The sequence below is a fragment of the Schaalia odontolytica genome (assembly GCF_024584435.1).
Lineage (GTDB): Bacteria > Actinomycetota > Actinomycetes > Actinomycetales > Actinomycetaceae > Pauljensenia.
This window is the reverse complement of record NZ_CP102197.1, coordinates 17,810-39,049: the sequence shown is the minus strand read 5'-3', so window position 1 is coordinate 39,049 and position 21,240 is coordinate 17,810. Positions and strand designations below refer to the sequence as shown.

Genomic DNA, 21,240 nt, shown 5'->3' with positions numbered 1-21,240 from the left:
GTTACTTCGAGGGCGCCTGCGCGGCGAGCTGCGCCGCACGCCGGGCGGCACCGTCCATGGTCTCCTCCATGCGGACGAGGGGGTGACGGGCCTCGGCGAGGATCGCGCGGCCCTCCTCCACCCTGTTGCCGTCGAGGCGTACGACGAGGGGCTTGGTTGCCGTCTCCCCCAGTGCGTCGAGCGCGCCGATGATGCCTCGGGCAACCTGGTCGCAGGCCGTGATGCCACCGAAGACGTTGACAAACACGGAGCGCACCTGGTCGTCTCCGAGGATGATCTCCAGGCCACGGGCCATGACCTCGGCCGACGCGCCGCCCCCGATGTCCAGGAAATTCGCGGGCTTGAGCCCGCCGAACTCCTCGCCGGCCATGGCGACCACGTCGAGCGTCGACATGACCAGGCCTGCGCCGTTGCCGATCACCCCGACCTCCCCTTCGAGGCGCACGTAGTTCAGCCCGGCTTCCTTCGCGGCCGCCTCACGCGGGTCCTGCGCGGCCACGTCCACCAGCCCCGCGTGATCGGGGTGGCGGAAACGAGCGTTGTCGTCCAAGGTGACCTTGCCGTCCACCGCCCAGACGGAGCCGTCGGGACTCAGCACCAGGGGATTGACCTCCACCAGGGTGGCATCCTCATCGCGGTAGACCTCCCACAGGGTCTGCAGAACCGGGGCGATGGCGTCGCCGGTGGCTGGGTCGAACCCGGCTTCGTCCACGATGCGACGCGCGACGTCGGCGTCAATGCCGACGAGCGGATCCAGGGGAACGCGGGCCAGAGCCTCGGGCCGTTCCTTCGCGAGCGTTTCGATATCCATGCCTCCCTCGCGCGAACACATCGCCAGGTGGCGACGGTTCGAGCGGTCCAGCAGGATCGAGAAGTAGTATTCGGCGGCAATGTCCGCTCCGGAGGCAATCATGACGCGCGTGACGACGTGCCCCTTGATGTCGAGGCCGAGAATCTCCTGAGCCTTTTCGCCCGCTTCCTCGGCCGTGTGCGCGAGCTTCACGCCTCCGGCCTTGCCGCGTCCTCCGGTCTTGACCTGTGCCTTGACAACCAACAGGGTTGCACCGCCCTCCAGGAGTTCACGCGCTCCCTCGCGCGCCTCGTCGGGGGTCGACGCCAGCCGGTAGTCCAGCACGGGCACGCCGTGTTCCTTGAACATCTGCCTGGCCTGGTACTCGTAGAGATCCACCTTATTCCCTCCGTTGAACGTGGTGTGGTCAGCGCAGTAATTCTACCGTGCGACCGGCCCTGACGCCCCCGTTTCCGCATATTATCAACGCTTTCAGGCCCCTTGACCATCACGCGATGCGCCCTTGGCATTGCCAAGGTGTGACGACCCGACCTCGCGCCCTATCCAAAGCCGCTCCGGACGCGATCACCAACCAGCGGGGCGGCCGACCTCGCGCAACGCTCACCTGGGGCATGCCCCGACGACTCCCCGTGGGGGTTTTTCTACATCTTGACGCCTCTCGTGGCGTGTCACCGGCGTGTCGCCTCGAACATGTAGAAAAACCCCCAGTCGCACGCGAGCCGCAAGGCAGGTCCGCTACCCGGCGTGCGTTCGCGTTCACAATTTCGGCCGCACGCGGGCCGCTACGAGATCTTCTCCATCGGCGCCATGCGGACGAGAAGACGCTTGTCAGCCATGCCGAAGCGAATGCGCGCCACCGTGCGCGGCCCCTCCCCTTCGATCCCGGTGACGGTCCCCGCCCCCAATGTTGCGTGTCTGACGCGGTCCCCGACCTTCAGCGCCAGCACGGGCTTGTCCTGCGTCGCCTGGGCGGTGGGCGTGACGCCCATGCGCGTCACCTTGCGAACCCCTCCCGTCTGAACGGCCCCGCCGCCGCGCCCCGAACCGAAGGCACCCGAGTCGCGCTCGCCCCAGGGATCGCGCCCGTCACGCGCGGCGCCGTACGCTCCGCCGTAGGAACCGCCGTAGGAGGCGCGTGCGCGCTCACCCGAGGTGGCGGCCCGCCTGACGTCGAGCAGCTCGGCGGGAATGTCGTCAATGAAACGCGAGGGCGGCATCTCCTGCGGGGTCCCCCACGCGCTGCGAACGGCGGCGCGGGTCAGGTAGAGGCGCTCGCGAGCGCGCGTGATCGCCACATAGGCCAGCCGGCGCTCCTCCTCCAACTCGCTCTCGTCCGCGAGGCTACGCTGGTGCGGGAATGTGCCGTCCTCCATGCCTGTGACAAAGACGGTGGGGAACTCGAGCCCCTTGGCGGTGTGGACCGTCATGAGGGTCACCTGCCCGCCGCGTTCCCCTTCGGCGGGCACCTGGTCCGAGTCCGCCACGAGGGCCACGCGCTCCAGGAAGTCGGCCAGGCTCGCGCCCGGGGCCTCGGCCGCGAAGGCCCCCGCAACCGAGTGCAGCTCCGCCAGGTTCTCCACGCGAGAGGCATCCTGCGGGTCTTCGCTGCGGCGCAGCTGAGCCAGATAGCCCGTGCGATCGAGGACCTCCTCGAGGATGTCGGCTTGGGAGGCACCGCGAGCCTCGGCCGCGCGCAGCGCCTCGATGAGTCCCCAGAAGGCGGCCGCCGCCTTCGCCGCGCGCGGGGTGATCCCCGCAACCTCGGGGGCCGTCTCGGGCGCGCCCTCGGCAGAAGATGACGAGGCCGGGGCCGCAGCCACGCTCTCATCCGCGCCATCGCGAGCACCCGGGGTCTCCCCCGCCGCATCATCCGAGGAGACGGGGGCCGAGGAGCGCGCGGAGTCCTCGTCCGGGGAAGTGGGACGAGCAAGGGCCTCGACATCGATCCCCTCGCCCTCCCCCGCGGGGCATCCGGCGCGTTGCCACAGGTGACGCAGCGCCGCGCCGAAGGATATGCCGTAGCGGGCTGCGTGTTCGGCGATCGCCTCCTCGGCCTTCGCGCCGATGCCTCGCTTGGGAACATTGAGGATGCGGCGGGCCGCGACCGTGTCATCCGGGTTGGAGATGACCTGCAGGTAGGCCAGCGCATCCTTGATCTCGCGGCGCTCGTAGAAGCGCGTGCCGCCGACGACGCGGTACGGGATTCCCTGACGGACGAGGAGCTCTTCGAGGGCGCGCGACTGGGCGTTCGTGCGGTAGAATACCGCGATGTCTCCCCATTCGGCGCCCGCATCCGCCAGGCGGTCGATCTCAGCGACAACGAAACGCGCCTCGTCGTGCTCGGAGTCGGCCGCGTCCAGCGTGATGAGCGCTCCATCGCCGGAGGCGGTCCACAGGTTCTTCGCGCGTCTTCCGCTGTTGCGGGCGATGACAGCGTTGGCCGCCGACAAGATGTTCTGAGTCGACCGATAGTTCTGTTCCAGCAGGATCGTGCGCGCGCCCGAAAAATCGCGCTCGAACTCCTCGATGTTGCGGATCGTGGCGCCTCGGAAGGCGTAGATTGACTGGTCGGAGTCGCCCACGACCGTCAGCTCGGCGGGCGCAACCCCGTCCTTTCCGTCGCCCACCAGGGTGCGCACCAGCACGTACTGCGCGTGGTTCGTGTCCTGGTATTCGTCCACCAGGATGTGGCGGAAGCGCCGGTGGTAGTGCTCGGCGATCAGCGGGTTCTCACGCAGCAGATCGACGGTGCGCATGATCAGGTCGTCGAAGTCCAGCGCGTTGGAGGCTCGCATGCGTTTGTCGTACTCGACGTAGGCGTCGGCGACGATGCGCGACACTGGATCCTTCCCGGCGGTCTCGCCGTAGCGCGCGGGACCGATCAGCTCATTCTTAGCGTCCGAGATGCGCGCCGCCACCATCTTCGGCGTGAAACGCTTGATGTCCACGTCCATTGCCTTGAGGACCATCTGGATGAGGCGCTGGGAGTCCTGCGCGTCGTAGATCGTGAAAGAGGACGACAGGCCCGCAGCCTCGTGCTCGTAGCGCAGCAGGCGCACGCACGCCGAGTGGAATGTCGACACCCACATGCGTCGCGCGTCCCCGCCCACGAGCGCACCCGCCCGCTCGCGCATCTCCGCCGCCGCCTTGTTCGTGAATGTGATCGCCAGGATTTGCCCGGCCCGCGCTCGCCCGGTGGCCAGCAGGTAGGCGATGCGGTGGGTGAGCACGCGCGTTTTCCCCGATCCCGCCCCCGCGAGGATCAGCAGCGGCGCACCCGCGTGCGTGACCGCCTCGCGTTGGCGATCATTGAGGCCGCGCGTGAGCGATTCCGGATCCACGCCGGGACGCCCGGCGTCGCTCCGCCAGCTCGCGTCCACGCCCTGCGAAGGCTCCCACGCAGAGGGGCGCCCCGACGAGCCACCGGGGACGGCGATGTCGGGCCAGCCGCCTTCGACGTCGGCCCCCAGCGCGTCCTCCACGTCGAAGACGGGAGCCTGCGGCGGAACGTAATCGTCGTCGCGGCCTCCGTCCAAGCCAATCAGGTAACCAAAGTCGGGTAGAGAAGTCGCGTCACTCATCGCATCCAAGCCTAAACCGCCCCACCCGCGCCTGCGCGCCCCACCCCGGTGGCGCCAGCCACGCGCCGACGCCGCCTCAGGGGCCGAAGCCGGAAACGACGAGGCCGGGGCTGGCCTGCGCGTGAGAGAGCGGTCAGCCCCGGCCTGGTGCAGGGAGCTACTTCTTGCGGTACAGCGACTTGGTCGCGTACACCGGCTCCGTCGTCACCTGGATGCCCAGGGAGCGGAAGATGCCCTCGTCAACGGGGCCGAGGATGACGGACTCGTGCACGTCGCAGCCGCGCAGGGCGCCCAGCTGGTCGAGCGCCCGGCGCGCGTTGTCGTCACCGTTGGCGCTCACCGCCAGGGCGATAAGGACCTCGTCTGTGTGCAGGCGCGGGTTGCGAGAACCCAGGTCGTGGGTCTTGAGGCGCTGGATCGGCTCAATCGACTCGGGCGCGAGGAGCTGGACCTCGTCCGCAAGCCCCGCGAGCTTCTTCAAAGCGTTGAGAAGCATCGCGGAGGAGCACCCCAGCAGCGCGGAGGTCTTGCCCGTGACGATCTGGCCATCGGGCAGCTCAATGGCTGCGGCGGGCTCTCCCGTGGCCTCGGCCAGCTCCATGGCGGGGAGCACGACCGGGCGGTCCATGCGCCCCACGCCGACCTTGGCCATGAGGAGGGAGATGCGACCCGACTGAATAGGCTCGCTCATCTCCTTCTTCTCCGTCACGAGCGCCTTGTAGTAGCGGCGGATGATCTCCTGACGCGAGGCCTCCTTGCATGCCTCGTCGTCAACGATGCAGTGGCCCGCCATGTTCACGCCCATGTCGGTGGGACTCTTGTAGGGGGAGGCACCCAGGATCTTCTCGAACAGGCGGCTCAGCACGGGGAAGATCTCGACATCGCGGTTGTAGTTGACCGTCTTCACCCCGTAGGCCTCAAGGTGGAAGGGATCGATCATGTTGACGTCGTCCAGGTCCGCCGTGGCCGCCTCGTAGGCGATGTTCACCGGGTGGTCCAACCCGATGTTCCAGATCGGGAACGTCTCCCACTTCGCGTATCCGGACTCGATGCCGCGCTTGTGGTCGTGATAGAGCTGTGACAGGCAGGTCGCCATCTTGCCCGACCCCGGGCCGGGGGCCGTGACGACCACGAGGTTGCGGCTGGTCTGAACGTACTCGTTCGCGCCGTAGCCCGCGTCGGAGACGATGCGTTCCACGTCCGAGGGGTATCCGGGGATCGGGAAGTGACGGTAGACGCGGATGCCGAGCTTCTCGAAGCGCTCCTTGACCTCGGCGGCCGCCTTGTTGTCGTCTGTCCACTGAGTGATGACGACGGAGCCGACGTACAGGCCGCGCTCCCGGAACTCGTCAATCTGACGCAGGACCTCGTCGTCGTAGGTGGTGCCCACGTCGGCACGCACCTTGCGCCGGGCAAAATCCTTGGCGTTGACGGCGACGATGATCTCGACCTCGTCGGCCAGCTCGCGCAGCATGCGCACCTTGTTGTCGGGGGTGAAACCGGGCAGGACGCGCGAGGCGTGCATGTCGTCAATCAGCTTGCCGCCGAACTCCAGGTAGAGCTTCCCGCCGAACTCACTGCGCCGCTTGGCGATATGGCGAGACTGCATCTCGACGTAACGATCACTATCAAAACCGATGCTGTGCATGCATCCTCCGAGTTCGCGGCATCATAGGGGGCCACCCGCCGGGTGGTCGGGCGCTTACGCGCTCTCGGGGTTCCATTGTAGGCACACTGGCCGCCCCCCGCCCCTGGCGGGCACGCCGAGCAGGTCCGACCTCACACAATGTGACGCTGCATGGCCCAGCGGGTCAACTCGTTGCGGTTGGACAGCTGGAGCTTGCGCAGAACGGCGCTCACGTGGGTCTCGACCGTCTTGATCGAGATGAACAGGTCGTGAGCGACCTCCTTGTAGGTGTATCCGCGCGCGATGAGCCGCATGACCTCCTGCTCGCGGGCCGACAGGAGATCCAGCTCCGTGTCCGCCGCGGAGACCTCGCCCGTGCCGAAAGCGTCGAGGACGAAGCCCGCCAGGCGGGGGCTGAAGGCGGCGTCGCCCGCGGCGACGCGTCCGATGGCCTCCACGAGATCCGGCGTCGAGATCGACTTGGTGACATAGCCGCGGGCTCCGGCACGGATGACCTGGACCACGTCCTCCGCCGAGTCCGAGACGGACAGGGCCAGGAAGTTGAGCCCCTCGACGTCCCGGCACGAGCTCGCCACCTCCGCTCCGCCTCCGCCGTTGCCGCCGGGCAGGTGCACGTCCAGGAGGGCGACGTCGGGGCGCAGGGCGCGACACGCGGCGACGGCGCCTTCAACGTCGGAGGCGTCGCCGACGACCTCCAGGTCTGCCCCGGAGTTTTCCAGTTCGGCTCGCACCCCCGCGCGAACCATGGGGTGATCGTCGATGACAAGAATCCGGATAGTCACTGTGTCCTCCCGTTGGGCGCCGTTTCCTCCAGGATATCGGAACGGGGGACTCTCAGGGAAATTTCTGTGCCCCTCGCCCCGGAGCGAATCGACGCTTCGCCGCCAACGCGCCGCATGCGCCCCACGATCGAGTCGCGTACGCCGTGGCGGTCGTCGGCGATGAGTCCGGGATCGAAGCCCTCCCCGTGGTCTTTGACAAAGGCCTCGACGACGCGGCCCCGCACCTCGACGTACACGGAGACGGGAGGAGCACCGTGTCGGACGGCGTTCTGGGACGCCTCAGCCAGGGCCGCGACCAGGGCGAGTTCGGCGGGACCTGGCCTCATGTCACCGACGACGACCGCGCTGACGGGTACGCCGTAGCGGCTTTCAACGCCGACGACCGCCTCGGTGACAGCGGCCTCGAGGGAGTCGGCGGCCTGGGCGTGACCGGTGTAGAGCCAGGCGCGCAGCTCGCGTTCCTCGGTCAGGGCGATTGCGCGCACCCGCGCGGGATCCTCCGCGGAAGCCCGGATGAGCGTGAGGGTCTGCAGGACGGAGTCGTGCAGGTGGGCGGCGATGTCCGCGCGCTCCGACTCGCGCACGCGCTGCGCCTCCGATTCGGACAGTTCCTTCGTCGTGCGCAGCCACATGGGGACCAGCGCGAAAAGGATTCCGGCGACGAGGGCGGCACCGATGAGTCCACCGCGGAGCAGGATGATCGGAGGGTTGTCACGCGAGGCCACCATGACGACACCGAGGCTGAGCAGGCCGATCCCGCCGACGACCGCGCCGATGAAACGGATGGACCGCCACTTGCGCACCTGTCGGCTCTGGCTCCACACCAGGGCGATGCCAACGACGATCGAGACGATGGCCCCCAGGTCACGCCAATCGATCGTTCCAGAGGCGTTGAGGAGAATGAAGACGACGGCGGCGACCAGGAACGCGACACCGGTGGCGATCAGCCGGTTGCGTGACACCTGCGCTGCCCGTTCCTCGGACAGCCGGACGAGGCCGGGGCTGAGCGTGCCCGATCCGGTGGCCTCGGGAGAGTCCTCGGGGACAGTCACCCACAGCCACAGGTAGACGACGACTCCGACTCCGACAACCGACAGCAGCGCAATGAGGAATCGCAGGAGCAGGACGGGTGCCCCCAGGTGCACGGCCAGCCCCGAGCACACGCCGCCCATCCAGGGCGCGGGCATGTCCGGGCTAGACGAGGTGGCGCGCACGAGAGGGGGACGAGCAGGCGGCGCCGGGATGGGCGGCGTCCACCCAGGATGGGTGTAGTTCTCTGGTCTGCTCACCCCACCATTGTCGCATGTCACTGGGTTTGCCCGGGATACCCCGAGCGTAATCAGGGGGCGTTCAGGGGGTCCCCTACTATCGCCCACGATGGGAGCTTTGGTTGAGTAGTGGTATCGATCCGCAGACTGTGGATCCCATCGAGAGGAAGTACACCATGAGTTGGTCGAGCGGCCCTTCGGACCCGAACGGCACGCACCAGCAACCCCCGCGCAGCAACGGGTTCTTCGATTCCCTGAGAAACTCGGGCTGGTATCGGACGCAGCCGCGCGTCATCGGTGGCGTGTGCTCTGGAATCGCGGCCCGCACGGGCTGGGACCTGTCGCTCGTGCGCGTCCTGACCGTCCTGGCGGCGTTCTTCGCGCCCGTCGTCATCATCGTCTACGCACTGGCGTGGATGTTCCTGCCCGAGGCAGTCGATGGTCGCATCCACGCGGAAGAGACCTTCAACGGCAACTTCGATGTCGCCTTCGTCGGTGGAGTGGCCCTCGCCCTCGTCGGCCTGTTCTCGGTCATCCCCTCGGTCGGCGTATTCGGCTCCTTCGCGATCGGTTGGGGCGTGTTTACGACCCTCATCATCGCGGGGATTTGCATCGCCGCGATCGCCTCCAGCAACAACCAGAAATCGGGAGCACGCATGTCCACTCCGAACGGACCCCAGTACGGCACCCCCGGCCCCAACCGCGCGCCGGGAGCATCAGCCCGCTTCGCTCAGGGCGCCCCAGCTTATCACGCCGCAGGAGCACCGGGCGCGGGTCCGGCTCCACGTCAGGCAGACACGGCTTTCTCCTCCCGAGTAGCCCCCGGCGCTCCCCCGGCGGGCGCGGGCAGCCAGCGGGGCGGACACGGCCCGGCCTCGCCTCGTCCCCCCCGCGCCGGCTGGACGCCTCCCGCGAGCGGGCCCGCGCCCCGGGTCTGGAGTCCCCCGCCCGCGCCCACCCACCGGCCGCGCACGGTGTCCGGACGCGTCAGCCTGGCCATCACCGGCCTCATCCTCCTCGTGTTTGCCACCGTCTTCGCGGCGATGTACGCAACCACCGAGGGCTACGTGATTCCCCTGGTGAGCGGCACCGACGAAGCTACGACCTTCTCTCGCATCATCCTGATCGGCGGGGGCACGTGCCTGCTGATCGTCGGCCTTTCCCTGGCGGTCGCAGCCCTGCGAGATCGGGGAGCCGGCTGGCTCACGGCGCTGTCCATCATCGGCATGCTCTTCGCTGTGCCCACGGCTGCCCTCGGTACGGAGAACGTCCAGGGGCGCATCCAGCAGGCGGGACCCGCGATCGTGAATCCGACAGGAAATACGATGCTGGACTGGAAGGCTGACTCCGTGCAGGGCGGGAGCCCCACTGGCATGACGACCCTCGATCTGAGCGGAGCACCCGTGGGAACAACCAAGACGATCACCGTCAGCTGGCGCGCCTGGTCTCACCTGAACATCCTCGTGGCGGAGGGCCAGCCCGTACAGATCATCTGCCAGTCGGGAATCGACTCCGTTTCCACAAACATCCCAAACGACGGCTGGGCGGCTCCCCTCAAGAGCTGCTCAAGCGACACGAAGGTGACCTCCCCTTCGTGGGGCACTACCGGCCTCGGAGGCATCACCGTCCTGATCGACGACAACGCCAACCTGGAAACACTGCAGCTGACAATGGTGCCCGACACGTCGCACACCTGGAGTTCGGGCGCCGCCACGCCTTTCGCCACGCCAAGCCCCTCCCACTCACCTAGCCCGTCACCCTCCGCCACCCACTCCGACTCTCAGTCGGGCAACTGAGAAAGGAAAACGATCATGACGACCCCCAACGATGAGGCCATGCCCTCGCCCGACGTGGATGCGACCACGCCTCTTCCCTCCACTCCCGCCCCTCTCGTGGGGGCAGGGCAGGACACGACGAGGCAGATGCCCGTCTCGGATCCGCTCGCGATCTTCCGGGAGGCGCCGACCGCGCAGATGCCCACTGATCCCTTTCGCTCAGACGCTGACGCTGCGGGCGCGACGCGCGCGCAAGGCGAGGCGGATTCCGCGGCGCAGGCCTCTCCTCATGCCGATTCCGTAGGCGCTTCGCGCACGGCCTTCGATCCGGCTTCCACCGGCGAGACGTCCCCGGTGGGCGGGGACGAGGCGCCGACGTACGGGGACACCCGCGCGTCGGCAGGGGCCGACGGCTACGGCGCCGCCTCTGGTACTCAGCGGACGTGGAGCGCCCCGCGCGGCCCCGTCGACGTGCGCACGCTTCCCGAGGCACCCAGCAAGGGCGTGCGGGTCGGGGCCTTCGTGTGGGCGGCCCTGGTGTGCCTGACGGGATTCTTCCTGATCGCCGAGGCATTCATCCCCACGTTTAACCTGCCGATCCTCGGGATCACCGGGGTCGCAGCGCTCGGAATCGTCCTGATTCTTACCGCTCTCTTCTCGGGCCGCGGCAAGAATCAGGAACACAAGGCGCAGGCAAACGCCGGCGCGGCGGACTCGATCCGCCAGGGCTGAGGAGCCCTCTCGCCCCTCGGGGCATCTGAAAGCAGGGTGGGCCGGGAACCTGTTGGTTCCCGGCCCACCCTGCTTGGCGTTGCTCGCGGCTGACCTAGAGAAGGTCCAGCATGGCCGGAGCCACGAGCTTCATGACGTTCTCGCGGCCCTCCTTCGCGCTGGGCGCGTCCACCGCGAAGGCGGCCATCTGCTGGCAGGTGGCCAGGTCGTGCATGCGCAGGGCGGCTCGCACGGCATTGACCTTCGTCGGGGCCATCGACAGGGAGGCAACCCCCAGGCCCGTGAGGACCAGGGCAAGCAGCGGGTCGCCGCCGGCCTCGCCGCACACGCCGATGGGTTTTCCCGTCGCGCGCCCGCCGTTGCAGGCGCGACGAATCATCTCCAGGACAGCGGGCTGCCACGTGTCCAGGAGGCGCGCGAGGCTTCCGTCCAGTCGGTCGGCGGCCATCGTGTATTGCGTCAGATCGTTCGTTCCGATCGACGCGAAGTCGACGATCGACAAGAGCTGCTCCGCACGCAGGGCGGCGGCGGGCACCTCGATCATGATGCCGACCTTGGGCAGGCCCAGGCTCCGCGCCTTCGACGCAAACCACTGCGCTTCATCGGCCGTGGAGACCATGGGCGCCATGACCCACAGGTCCGCGCCGGTGGCCCGGTAGGCGGCCGCGAGCGCCTGCAGCTGCGTGTCGATCAGATCCTCACGCACCTGGCACAGGCGCAGGCCTCGACGCCCCAGCGCGGGGTTCTCCTCGGCGCCCAGATCCGCGAAGCTCAGCGGCTTATCAGCACCGGCGTCGAGCGTACGCACGACGACGCGACGCGTCCCGAAGGCCCGGAGAACCTTCGTGTACGTCTCGGTCTGTTCCTCCAGCGACGGCGCCTCGGCGCGCTCCAGGAAGAGGAACTCCGTGCGGAACAGCCCCGACCCCTCAAGATCGAAGGACGACGCGTTGAGGGCGTCGTCGACCGTGCCGATGTTGGCCAGCAGCTTGACGCGGTAGCCGTCGTAGGTGGCTCCCTCGCCGGTCGATCCCGCCAGGGCGAGAGCACGCCGACGCGACCGTTCCTTGAGCAGGGCAACCTCGTCGTCGGTGGGGGCGATGATCACCTCGCCGACGCCGCCGTCGATGGCGAGCATCGTCCCTTCCTCGACCTGAAGGATGCCCTCGGCCTTGACGATCGCGGGGATACCCAGCTGGGCCGCCAAGATCGCGGTGTGAGACGTGGGGCCACCGATTTCGGTGATGATTCCCAGCACCGTCTTGGGATCCAGCGTCGCGGTCTCGGCCGGCGCCAGGTCGCGAGCCACGAGGACGACCGGACCGTCGAAGGCGGGAACGCCGGGCTCGGGAAGGCCCCGCAGCTCACAGATGACGCGATCGCGCACGTCATACAGGTCGGTGGCGCGTTCGGCCATGTAGCCGCCGAGGCCGCGCAGCATCTGGGCGTAGTCCTCGACCGCGTCGTGGACCGCCTGGGTGAGCCCGAGGCCCTTCTTCAGCTTCTTGTCGATGGCCTTGGCCAGTCCGCGGTCACCTGCGAGCTGAGCGGTCGCCTTCAGGACAGCCTTTGTCTCCTCGGGGGCGCGCTCAACGCGCTTGCTCAGGCGCTCGGAAACGGCCGCAAGGGCGTCTCGGACGCGCGCCCCGTCGGCCGCCGCATCAACGCTGCCGGGTTCGGAGGCGTCAACGCCGGGGGCCGGCTGGACGATCGCGGCAGGGGCGGCAGCGGTCCCGGCGGACACGCCGATCCCGTGCAGGACAAGGTGCGTCGTCATCGCCTCACTCCTGGTCGAGGTCGCGGGACAGGAGCTCCACGAGGGAGTCGAGCACCGCGCCCGCGGAATCGTCCTCGGTGGACAGGGTGACAACGTCGCCGTGCTTGGCGCCCAGCGTCATGATCTCGAGGAGCGACGCGGCGTCCGCCTCCTCCCCGCCAAACGCGATGGTCACGTCAACGCCAGAGTCATCGACGGCCTCGGCGAGGACGGAAGCGGGACGCGCGTGGAGGCCAACGGAGGAACCAATAGCAACGGTGCGAGAAATCATGGTCATTCCTTTCGAATGCGGGTATGTCCATCGTGAGACACGAGTGCCCGTGACCCCCATCGTATGGTGTCTGTAGCGCGTTGGAAACCCAATACCGTTGACGCTCACATGGGATACATCACCTCAACAAATGACGAACAACCATGCGTCGGGTGACCCGCTTGTCCCCGCGGAGGCAAGCGGGCACCGGCGGCGATTCGGGGCCTCGCCGACCAGACGCGCGACCGACCCGATTGCCGCCGACTACAATGGTGCGGTACCGACGAAAGGAAAGCGCGCATGAGTTCCCGCGAACCCACGCTGGCCGATGTTGCGCGACTCGCCGGAGTGAGTCTGACAACCGTCTCGCGGGTCCTCAACAACCGCGGATACCTCTCGGAGAAGACGAAGCGGCGGGTCGCGGACGCGATCGAGACTCTGGGATACCGCCCGAACTCGCTGGCGCGCGCGCTGCACGGAATGCGCACCCAGACGGTGGGCCTCATCGTGCCGACGGTGTCGCTGCCGTTCTTCGGTGAGCTCGCCGTTGAGGTTGAGAACGCCCTGGCCGAGGCGGGCTATCGCATCCTCATCTGCAACTCGATGGGGCGGGCGGAGCGCGAGCGCGAGTACCTGTCCCTGCTGGTGGGCAACCGCGTGGACGGGATCATATCGGGCGCGCACAACGAGGGCCTGCAGGAGTACGACACTATCCGCATGCCGCTGGTGACGATCGACCGAGATCTCAGCCCCTCCATCCCGAACGTGCGGTGCGCGAACGAGGAGGCCGGGGCGGCGGCAACGCGGGCCCTGTTGGAGGCGGGTTCTCGTCATCCGGTGCTGCTCACCTCGCGCTCGGGGCCGCACAACCTGCGCGAGGCCGGCTATCGGGCGGAGGTGGAGGGGGCGGGACTGCACGCACGGGTCCTTACCGTTCCCTTCGATACCCCAACACCCCAGCGCTTCACGATGGTGCGCGACGCGCTGGACGAGGCCCACGCCCTCGAACCCGTTGACGGCGTTTTCGCCACCGATGACCTGGCGGGAGCCGAGGTCCTTGAATGGGCGTACACGCGAGACTTGTCGGTTCCCGGCGACTTGTCCGTCATCGGCTTCGACGGGACGGAAACGATGCGCCGTGCCCTCCCGCACCTGGCGACGATCCGTCAACCCATCGAGGAGATCGCGCGGGCAGCGGTGTCGATCCTGCTCGGACAGATCGATGGAACCCTTCCACGCATCCCCCGTGACGAGGCGGGGGCGGGGGTTGCCCGCACCGTGGAGTTTGCGGGAACGCTGCTGCGGGGGCGCTCGCTAGCCCCATGAGAGGCCTCGCGGCGAATCTTCCAACTATTGCCGCCGACCCGCAGTATTCCTTTCCCCCTGCGAGGGCCAGCGGCAACTCTCCGGCCTCCGCCGACCCGCAGTATTCCTTGCCCCCTGCGAGGGCCAGCGGCAACTCTCCGGCCTCCGCCGACCCGGGAACAGTCCAGACCCTGTGTGGGTGAGGCACAGACGCGTTCGCGGATAGGTTGTCCGCTTGCGGATAGATTATCGGCTTGCGGATAGGCTAGTAACCTATCCGCGTGTTCATAACCTATCCGCGTGATTGTTTCCTATCCGCGAGCGGGTATCAACAAACAAAACGCATGATCACCCACGGTGACCCGCTCGCCCAGGCGTCGGTGCTGTCACCCGCGGTGACCCGCTCGCCCGAGCGTGGGTGCTGTCACCCGCAGCGACCTGCTCACCCGAGCGTCGGTGCTGTCACCCGCGGTGACCCGCTCGCCCGAGCGCCGGCGCTGCCCACGAAGGGAAGAGGTGGAAACGTGCGCAATAGCTGGCGAACGCTCACTCCTCGGGGGCCCAGCTTCGATCACAGGTCAGGCCTGCACGAGGACAGAACAAGGCCGCCAGCTCACAAGGCGAGTGTGCGGTACAGGCACGACGCCCATACCGCACACTCGCTACTTCGGAGCGCCTCGGTCTTATGATTCCTTGGGCGTAACCTGCAGCAGCGCGTCGCCGCGGCGGACCTCACCACTCGCCACGGGGTCGACCGCTCCGAACTTCTTCTTATTCGTGACCACGACCGGAGTGATGGTCTCGTAGCCCGCGGCTCGGATCACGTCGAGGTCGACCTCGGCAAGCACGTCACCACGACGCACGACGTCTCCCTTGGACACGCGGGGCGTGAAGCCCTTGCCCTCAAGCTTGACCGTGTCCATTCCGACGTGGATGAGCACCTGCACCCCGGACGCGGCCTTGATGCCGTAGGCGTGCCCGGTCGGGAACGCAACCGTGACGGTGCCGTCGAAGGGGGCGACGACCAGGCCGTCGGCGGGTTCGATCCCGATGCCGGGGCCGAGCATTCCCTTGGCGAAGGACTCGTCCTTGACCTGTTCCAACGGGACGACGGTGCCCGCCAGGGGCGAGGTCACCGAGAGATCCGCTGCGGCCTCGTCGCTGAAGGAGGCGGCGGCGGAGGCCGGGGCGGGGGCGCCGACTGCACCCGCGGTCGCCGGGGCGGCCGTGACCGGGGCGGGGGCGCCGACTGCACCCGCGGGCGTCGAAGCGGCGGGAGCCGAGGAGCGACCCCCCATGTCGACCTTGCCTCGCGTGAGGGCATAGCCGAGGGTCGCCCCAAAGGACAGGACGAAGACCAGGACCTCGAGGGCCAGGTAGGCGGGGATCGACTTGGGAATGATCGACACGAAGCCGACGAATCCGGCGGCGCCGAGCGCCTGACCGCGCACGTTCAGCAGGGCGACGCCCGCGGAGCCGATGGCCGAGGCGCCCATGGCGATGAAGAAGGGCCAACGCAGGCGCAGGTTGACACCGAAGATCGCGGGTTCGGTGATGCCGAAGACAGCGGAAACGCCACCGGCTCCGGCCAGGCCCTTGAGCTTAGCATCGCGGGTCTTAAAGAAGACGGCCAGGGCCGCCGCGCCCTGCGCGACGTTCGCCATGGAGGCGATCGGGAAGATAAAGTCGCCGACGCCACCGTTGGCGGGCAGCAGCGGAATCTCGATCGCCGGGAAGGACTGGTGCAGGCCGGTGACGACGATCGCGCTGTAGAAGAAGCCGAAGATCAGGCCGCCGAAGAGGCCGAGCGACGTGTAGAGCCAGTTGATGCCGTAGGTCAGGTAGTTGGACAGCTCGCGGGTGACGGGACCGACGACCACGAATGCCAAGAAGCCGGTGATGAGCAGCGTGATGAGCGGGGTGAGCAGGAAGTCCGCCGTCCCTTTGAGGACCTTGTGCAGGCTCTTCTCGATGAGGCACATGATCCAGGTGACGACCAGGGTGGGGATGACCATCGCCTGGTATCCGACCTTCGTGACCTCCAGGCCGAACAGGTTCCACACCGAGGACTGGTCGGTGTAGGCCCAGTACTTGGCGGCAGCTGCCGCATCCGTCATCGAGTAGGCGGACAGGAGCGAGGGGGAGACCATGGCGGCACCCATGGCAGCACCCAGGTAGGTGTTTCCGCCGAATCGCTTCGCCGCGGAGAATCCGACGAGGACGGGAAGGGAGGCGAAGGCCGCGGAGGAGACCAGATTGATGAGCGCGTCGTAGTCACTCAGCCACGAGTACATCTGGACGACGGACTTCTCGCCGAAGAGCCCCTCAGCCGTGAGGACCGAGTGCAGGGCCATGAGGAGACCGCCGGCGATCAGGGCCGGGAGGATGGGGACGAAGATGTCGGCGATCATCTTGATGAAGCGGGAGAAGAGATTGCCTCCCGCTTCTGCTTCTTCCTTCGCCTCGTCCTTGGAGACCTCGCGCACGCCGTGGTCGGCGACCATGTGGGCGTACACCTGGTCAACGTCGCCGGGACCGACAATGATCTGGAACATGCCGCCGGCGGCGAACGTGCCCTTCAGGTCGTCATTGTCGTCGAGGGCCTGCTGGTTGATCTTGGATTCGTCCGCGATCACCAGGCGGAGCCGCGTCGCGCAGTGCGCTGCTGCACTGATGTTTGAGACTCCGCCGACCGCGTCGACGACCTCTCCTGCCACCTTGGCGTGATCCATTGCCGACCACATTCCTTTCTTGTGATCCCACGCGCGACGCCATTGTCACGCAGCGCGCTGGGCGGTGTGTAGCAATCGATTGACATGGTAGGTGCTGTTGCCTCGTTCACGCAAGGCTTGTCGCGCATCTTCTCAGATCAGAGGCTGAGAGTCCGCCCACACGAGCCCGCGAGCCACAGACCCGCACCGCCGCCGCGTCAGTCCGCGCAAGCGGAGCGCAGATTCGCCACGGACGCCCCGCCGACGAGCCTCACACCGACCCCCGCTCCGCGCAGGAACGTCCGGGTCGTGAACACGCGTGACCCGTCACCCAGGTAGATCTCCGTGATGGAGCGGTCGTGGACGACCTCAACGCGGTTGGCCTCCCCCGCCGTCAGGGAGACGACGCGGCGGCCACCGTGGGGGTAGCGCGTCCCCTGTCGATCGACGATGAGGCGTTGCTCCTCCAGGATGATCTCCAGCCCTGAGTCCTCGCCGATGCGCAGCGACAGCCGCTCCGCACCGTAGGCCGCATCGAAGGCCAGGCGCCACGAGCGAGAATCCACCAGCTGCGCGACTACCGCTCCGTCCTCGTCCGCGGGGGTCCCGCGCAGCTGCGCCGGGGCGAGCGGAAGGCCGGGGAGGTACGGACGGGCGAAGAGTCGGCCCGAGCGCAGGCTGAGGGCACGCGGCGCGGTGAAGCAGTGGACCCACCCGCCCGAAGCCATCGACGGCTGGTCGTCCTCGCCGGCGTTTCCCGCCCAGCCAAGGAGAATCGTCGGGGCGTCGGAGAGCGACGAGGAGGAACGAGCCATGATCTGGGGCGCGTAGAACTCCGTGCCGCGATCGACTTCCTCGAAGCTGCCGTCGGCTCCGCGAAACTCGGTGCCGACAAGCTCTCCGACGACGGCCACGCACGGGAAGACGTTCTCAAAGCCCTCACGCTCGGGGGCGATGCCCTGCGGACAGAAGATGAGGACGTCGCGGGAGCACCCGCTCTCCTCGTCTCTCAGGCGCACAAGGTTCGGGCATTCCCACATGTATCCGAAGCTATCGAATGCACCCGAGGCGTCGGGGAAGGTCATCTCCCCGACGCATTCCCACGCGCGCAAGTCGGTCGATCGGTAGAGCAGTGCGGCGCCGGTGAGGTTCTCACGCTGGACGCCGAGCAGCATCCGGTAGGAGCCGTCGGCGTCTCGCCACACCTGGGGGTCGCGGAAGTGAGCGGTGTAGCCGCGCGGCTGACGGCCGATGATCGGCGGCACGTGCTTGTCAAAGTGGACCATGTCGCGGGTCGTGACGACGCACTGGGTGGCCTCGCGCTCACCCGTCTCAGCGTCCTTGTAGTTGCCGGTGTACCACAGTTCCACGTGATCGCCGACCTCGATCGCGGTGCCCGAATAGGCGCCGTTGCGATCCTGTCGAGTGTCGGGAAGGATTGCCGGGGCGTGGTAGTCCCAATGGGTCAGATCCGTGGACGTGGCGTGCCCCCAGTAGACGAGCTTGCGCGGATGCTGGGGCGTGTACTGGAAGAACGCGTGGTAGGTGCCCCCCACCTCGATGAGCCCGTTGGGGTCGTTGAGTCGCCCCACGGGAGGGGCGACGTGGAAGAGGGGGTAGTCGGGGTCTTGGCGGGCGCGCGAGCCGGCCTCGGCTTCGAGGGCAGACGCGAGAAAGTCTTCGGCCATGCACCCAACTTAACATCGGGAGCATGCGGGGCGCGGGGCGGGACCCTGGCGTCCCACCCCGCGAACACTCCTCGGGCAAGCGAGGAGCCGTGCCGGTTGTCTACGCGCCGGTCACGTCGTCGGGGTGCGCGTTCGCGTAGCGCGCCAGCTCTTCGTCCACGATTGCCTCGTCGAGTTTGACGAAGACGGGGGTGGGCTTGGCGATCGGGGTGCCAGGCGTGATCGGGTGACGCTCCCAGGTCGGAACCTGCGTGTAGTCGCCCGTGATGATCGGGTAGGAGGAGCGACCATCGAAGTCCGAGGGCAACACCTGCGGGTCCAGCTCCGCCACCTCCTCGATGCGCGGCATGGGGGCGATCCTCCCCTCCCCGCCCATGACGCGGTCGACGTCGTTGGCCGCGTGGGGCAGGAACGGAGAGAGCATGAGATTCAGGTCCGCGACCACCTGGGCGAGGGTCCACAGGACGGTCGCGAGGCGCTCGCGCTGTTCGGGGGCCTTGAGCTTGAAAGGCTCGGTGTCGGTGACGTACTTGTTCGCCTCCCCAACGAGCCGCATCGCCTCCGACAGGGCGGCCTTCTGCCGGTGGTGGCGGATGAGGTCGCCAACCGTGGCGAATCCGGCCTCGACGGCGTCCAGGAGGGCGCGGTCGATCTCCTCCAGTTCGCCCGGGGTCGGGATCTGCCCAAACTTCTTAGCGATCATGGAGGCCGTGCGGTTGACCAGGTTCCCCCAGCCGGCGACCAGCTCGCCGTTGGTACGGCGAACGAACTCGGCCCACGTAAAGTCCGAGTCGGATGTTTCCGGGCCGGCGGCGCTGATGAAGTAGCGCAGCGCGTCGGCCTGGTAACGCTCCAGGAAGTCGCGCACGTAGATGACGATGCCGTGGGAGGAGGAGAACTTCTTTCCTTCCATGGTGAGGAACTCCGAGGAGACGACCTCTGTTGGCAGGTTGAGGACGCCCAGGTCACCAGGCTTTCCGCCCTTGGCTCCTTGGCCGTTGTATCCCAGCAGCTCGGCCGGCCAAATCTGGGAGTGGAAGACGATGTTGTCCTTGCCCATGAAGTAGTAGGACAGGGCTTCGGGATCGTTCCACCACCTGCGCCACGCCTCCGGGTCCCCGCTGCGGCGCGCCCACTCGATGGAGGCACTCAGGTAGCCGATGACAGCATCGAACCACACGTACAGACGCTTGGTGGGCTGGTCCTCCCAGCCGGGGACCGGGATGCCCCAGTCGATGTCGCGTGTCATCGCGCGCGGGCGGATGTCGCCCAGGAAGTTCTTGGAGAACTTGATGACGTTGGGGCGCCAGGTGCCGGACTTCTCGCGCTCGTCGAGCCAGTCCGACAGGGCCTGCGCCAGGGCAGGCAGGTCGAGGAAGTAGTGGGTGGACTCCACGAACTGCGGGGTCTCGCCGTTGATCCGCGAGTGCGGGTTGATAAGCTCGGTGGGGTCCATCTGGTTGCCACAGTTGTCGCACTGGTCGCCGCGCGCCCCCTCGGCCCCGCAGATCGGGCAGGTGCCCTCGATGTAGCGGTCGGGCAGGGTGCGGCCGGTCGAGGGGGAGATGGCAGCGCGGGTGACCTGCTCGATCATGTAGCCGTTGTCGCGCACGGTCGCGAACATGTCCTGGACGACACGGTAGTGGTTGCCGGCGGTCGTGCGGGTGAAGAGGTCGTAGGACAGCCCGAGGGCCACCAGATCCTCGACGATGAGCCGGTTGTTCTGGTCGGCCAGCTCGCGAGCGCTCACGCCGGCGGAGTCTGCTGCGACCAGGATCGGCGTGCCGTGCTCGTCGGTGCCGGACACCATGAGAACGTCGTGCCCGGCCATGCGCATGTACCGGGAGAAGACATCGGAGGGGACACCGAATCCCGCGACGTGGCCAATATGACGGGGGCCGTTGGCGTAGGGCCACGCGACGGCGGACAGAATACGACTCATAGCCCCTAAGAATACTGTGTACGCGCCCCAAAGGGGCAACCGACGTCATGGCTGTCCACTGTTCCAACGATCAAGGGCTGTGACCGAGGTGATATCCTGAGGAAAACACCGCTTCTTCCGGGAGACAACATGTCACGCGCGCTCATTATCGTCGATGTCCAGCCCACGTTCTGCGAGGGGGGTGCTCTTGCCGTCCAGGGCGGAAACGCCATCGCCGAGGCCGTGGCTCGATTCGTCGATGAGCACCGGGGCGACTACGCCCTGATCGCGACCACCCAGGACTGGCATATTGATCCGGGAACGCACTTCTCAGATTCCCCTGACTTCGTGGACACGTGGCCCCCGCATGGTGTGGCGGGCACGCCGGAGGCGGAGCTACACCCGGCGCTCGCGCGTGTCAACGCACAGGTGAGCGTGAAGAAGGGACAGTACGAGGCCGCCTACTCGGGTTTCGAGGGCACGACCGAGGATGGGAAGACGCTGGAGCAGGCGCTGCGCGATGCGGGCATCACGGACGTGGACGTCGTCGGCCTGGCAGAGTCGCACTGCGTGGCGAGCACGGCTATCGACGCTGCGCACGCGGGCTTTGCCACGCGAGTGCTGAGCGATCTGACGGTTCCGGTGAGCGAGGAGCTGGGGAAGGCTGCTCGGGAGAAGATGCGGACGGAGGGCGTGACGCTCGTCTGAGGCTCAGGTACGGCGCGATGGCGCCAGGCTTGTGACTCGCTTGCGCACTGCTGGGCAGACGGCACTTGTCGGGAGTACGTCATGAGCCTGTCCGGAACGCCATAAGCCCTCCGGATCGTCGTTTTCTCTTCAAGCATGTAGGACCCCGCGTGTTGCTGGCAGGGGCAGCGTGCGCTTTTCGCGCCGCGGGTCAGTTGGGGCTTTAGCCGGTGCGGCGCTGGCTACGGCGACACCGGCGCTCACGTGCAGACGCGCAGCAGCCCACCCGTTAGGGAGCAGAACA

At 67.6% G+C, this 21,240-nt stretch carries 14 protein-coding genes; 4 read left to right on the top strand and 10 right to left on the bottom strand.

What is annotated here, in order from left to right:
- Position 1: 1 nt before the first annotated feature.
- The 5 genes from sucC to NQK35_RS00120 all read right to left on the bottom strand — a co-directional run bounded on the left by sucC (position 2) and on the right by NQK35_RS00120 (position 8,009).
- Entirely contained in the window at positions 2-1,189 is a 1,188-nt protein-coding gene (sucC, locus tag NQK35_RS00140) for an ADP-forming succinate--CoA ligase subunit beta (protein ID WP_257114161.1), read from the bottom strand.
- A 404-nt stretch (positions 1,190-1,593) separates the two neighbouring features.
- Complete coding sequence (locus NQK35_RS00135) at positions 1,594-4,392, bottom strand: UvrD-helicase domain-containing protein (protein WP_257114160.1); 2,799 nt, start codon at positions 4,390-4,392, stop codon at positions 1,594-1,596.
- Positions 4,393-4,549: 157 nt separating this feature from the next.
- Positions 4,550-6,040 (bottom strand): DUF1846 domain-containing protein, encoded by a 1,491-nt coding sequence (locus tag NQK35_RS00130; RefSeq protein ID WP_257114159.1) that lies wholly within the window; start codon positions 6,038-6,040, stop codon positions 4,550-4,552.
- Positions 6,041-6,171: 131 nt separating this feature from the next.
- Positions 6,172-6,822: a LuxR C-terminal-related transcriptional regulator gene (locus NQK35_RS00125; protein WP_009212374.1), complete on the bottom strand. Its 651-nt coding sequence runs from the start codon at positions 6,820-6,822 to the stop codon at positions 6,172-6,174.
- Positions 6,819-8,009 (bottom strand): PspC domain-containing protein, encoded by a 1,191-nt coding sequence (locus tag NQK35_RS00120; protein WP_048742381.1) that lies wholly within the window; start codon positions 8,007-8,009, stop codon positions 6,819-6,821. The genes NQK35_RS00125 and NQK35_RS00120 overlap by 4 nt, the downstream gene beginning before the upstream one ends.
- Positions 8,010-8,266: 257 nt before the next feature.
- Here NQK35_RS00120 and NQK35_RS00115 point away from each other — a divergent pair, with 257 nt between their 5' ends.
- Together NQK35_RS00115 and NQK35_RS00110 are read left to right on the top strand one after the other, a co-directional pair.
- On the top strand, positions 8,267-9,886 hold the full coding sequence (locus NQK35_RS00115) for a PspC domain-containing protein (RefSeq protein ID WP_257114158.1): 1,620 nt from the start codon (positions 8,267-8,269) through the stop codon (positions 9,884-9,886).
- Between the two features lie 15 nt (positions 9,887-9,901).
- Entirely contained in the window at positions 9,902-10,597 is a 696-nt protein-coding gene (locus NQK35_RS00110) for a hypothetical protein (protein WP_257114157.1), read from the top strand.
- Between the two features lie 94 nt (positions 10,598-10,691).
- On the opposite strand, the gene ptsP is transcribed toward NQK35_RS00110, so the two are convergent.
- Complete coding sequence (gene ptsP / locus NQK35_RS00105; protein WP_257114156.1) at positions 10,692-12,374, bottom strand: phosphoenolpyruvate--protein phosphotransferase; 1,683 nt, start codon at positions 12,372-12,374, stop codon at positions 10,692-10,694.
- Positions 12,375-12,378: 4 nt separating this feature from the next.
- Positions 12,379-12,645, bottom strand: coding sequence for an HPr family phosphocarrier protein (locus NQK35_RS00100; protein ID WP_034231100.1), 267 nt, complete (start codon positions 12,643-12,645; stop codon positions 12,379-12,381).
- 279 nt (positions 12,646-12,924) lie between these two features.
- On the opposite strand from NQK35_RS00100, the gene NQK35_RS00095 reads away from it, so the two are divergent.
- Positions 12,925-13,950: a LacI family DNA-binding transcriptional regulator gene (locus tag NQK35_RS00095; protein ID WP_257114155.1), complete on the top strand. Its 1,026-nt coding sequence runs from the start codon at positions 12,925-12,927 to the stop codon at positions 13,948-13,950.
- Positions 13,951-14,612: 662 nt separating this feature from the next.
- Here the strand turns inward: NQK35_RS00095 and NQK35_RS00090 are convergent.
- The 3 genes from NQK35_RS00090 to metG form a co-directional block, all read right to left on the bottom strand.
- Positions 14,613-16,661 carry a sucrose-specific PTS transporter subunit IIBC gene (locus NQK35_RS00090; protein WP_257114154.1) on the bottom strand — a complete coding sequence of 683 codons (2,049 nt, stop codon included), beginning with the start codon at positions 16,659-16,661 and terminating at the stop codon, positions 14,613-14,615.
- 197 nt (positions 16,662-16,858) lie between these two features.
- The gene (locus NQK35_RS00085; RefSeq protein WP_257114153.1) at positions 16,859-18,328 is read right to left on the bottom strand and encodes a glycoside hydrolase family 32 protein; all 1,470 of its coding nucleotides are present in this window, start codon (positions 18,326-18,328) and stop codon (positions 16,859-16,861) included.
- 100 nt (positions 18,329-18,428) lie between these two features.
- A complete protein-coding gene (gene metG / locus NQK35_RS00080; protein ID WP_257114152.1) occupies positions 18,429-20,270 on the bottom strand; it encodes a methionine--tRNA ligase in 1,842 nt (613 codons plus the stop codon).
- 129 nt (positions 20,271-20,399) lie between these two features.
- On the opposite strand from metG, the gene NQK35_RS00075 reads away from it, so the two are divergent.
- Entirely contained in the window at positions 20,400-20,957 is a 558-nt protein-coding gene (locus NQK35_RS00075; protein WP_009212386.1) for an isochorismatase family protein, read from the top strand.
- Positions 20,958-21,240 lie beyond the last annotated feature (283 nt).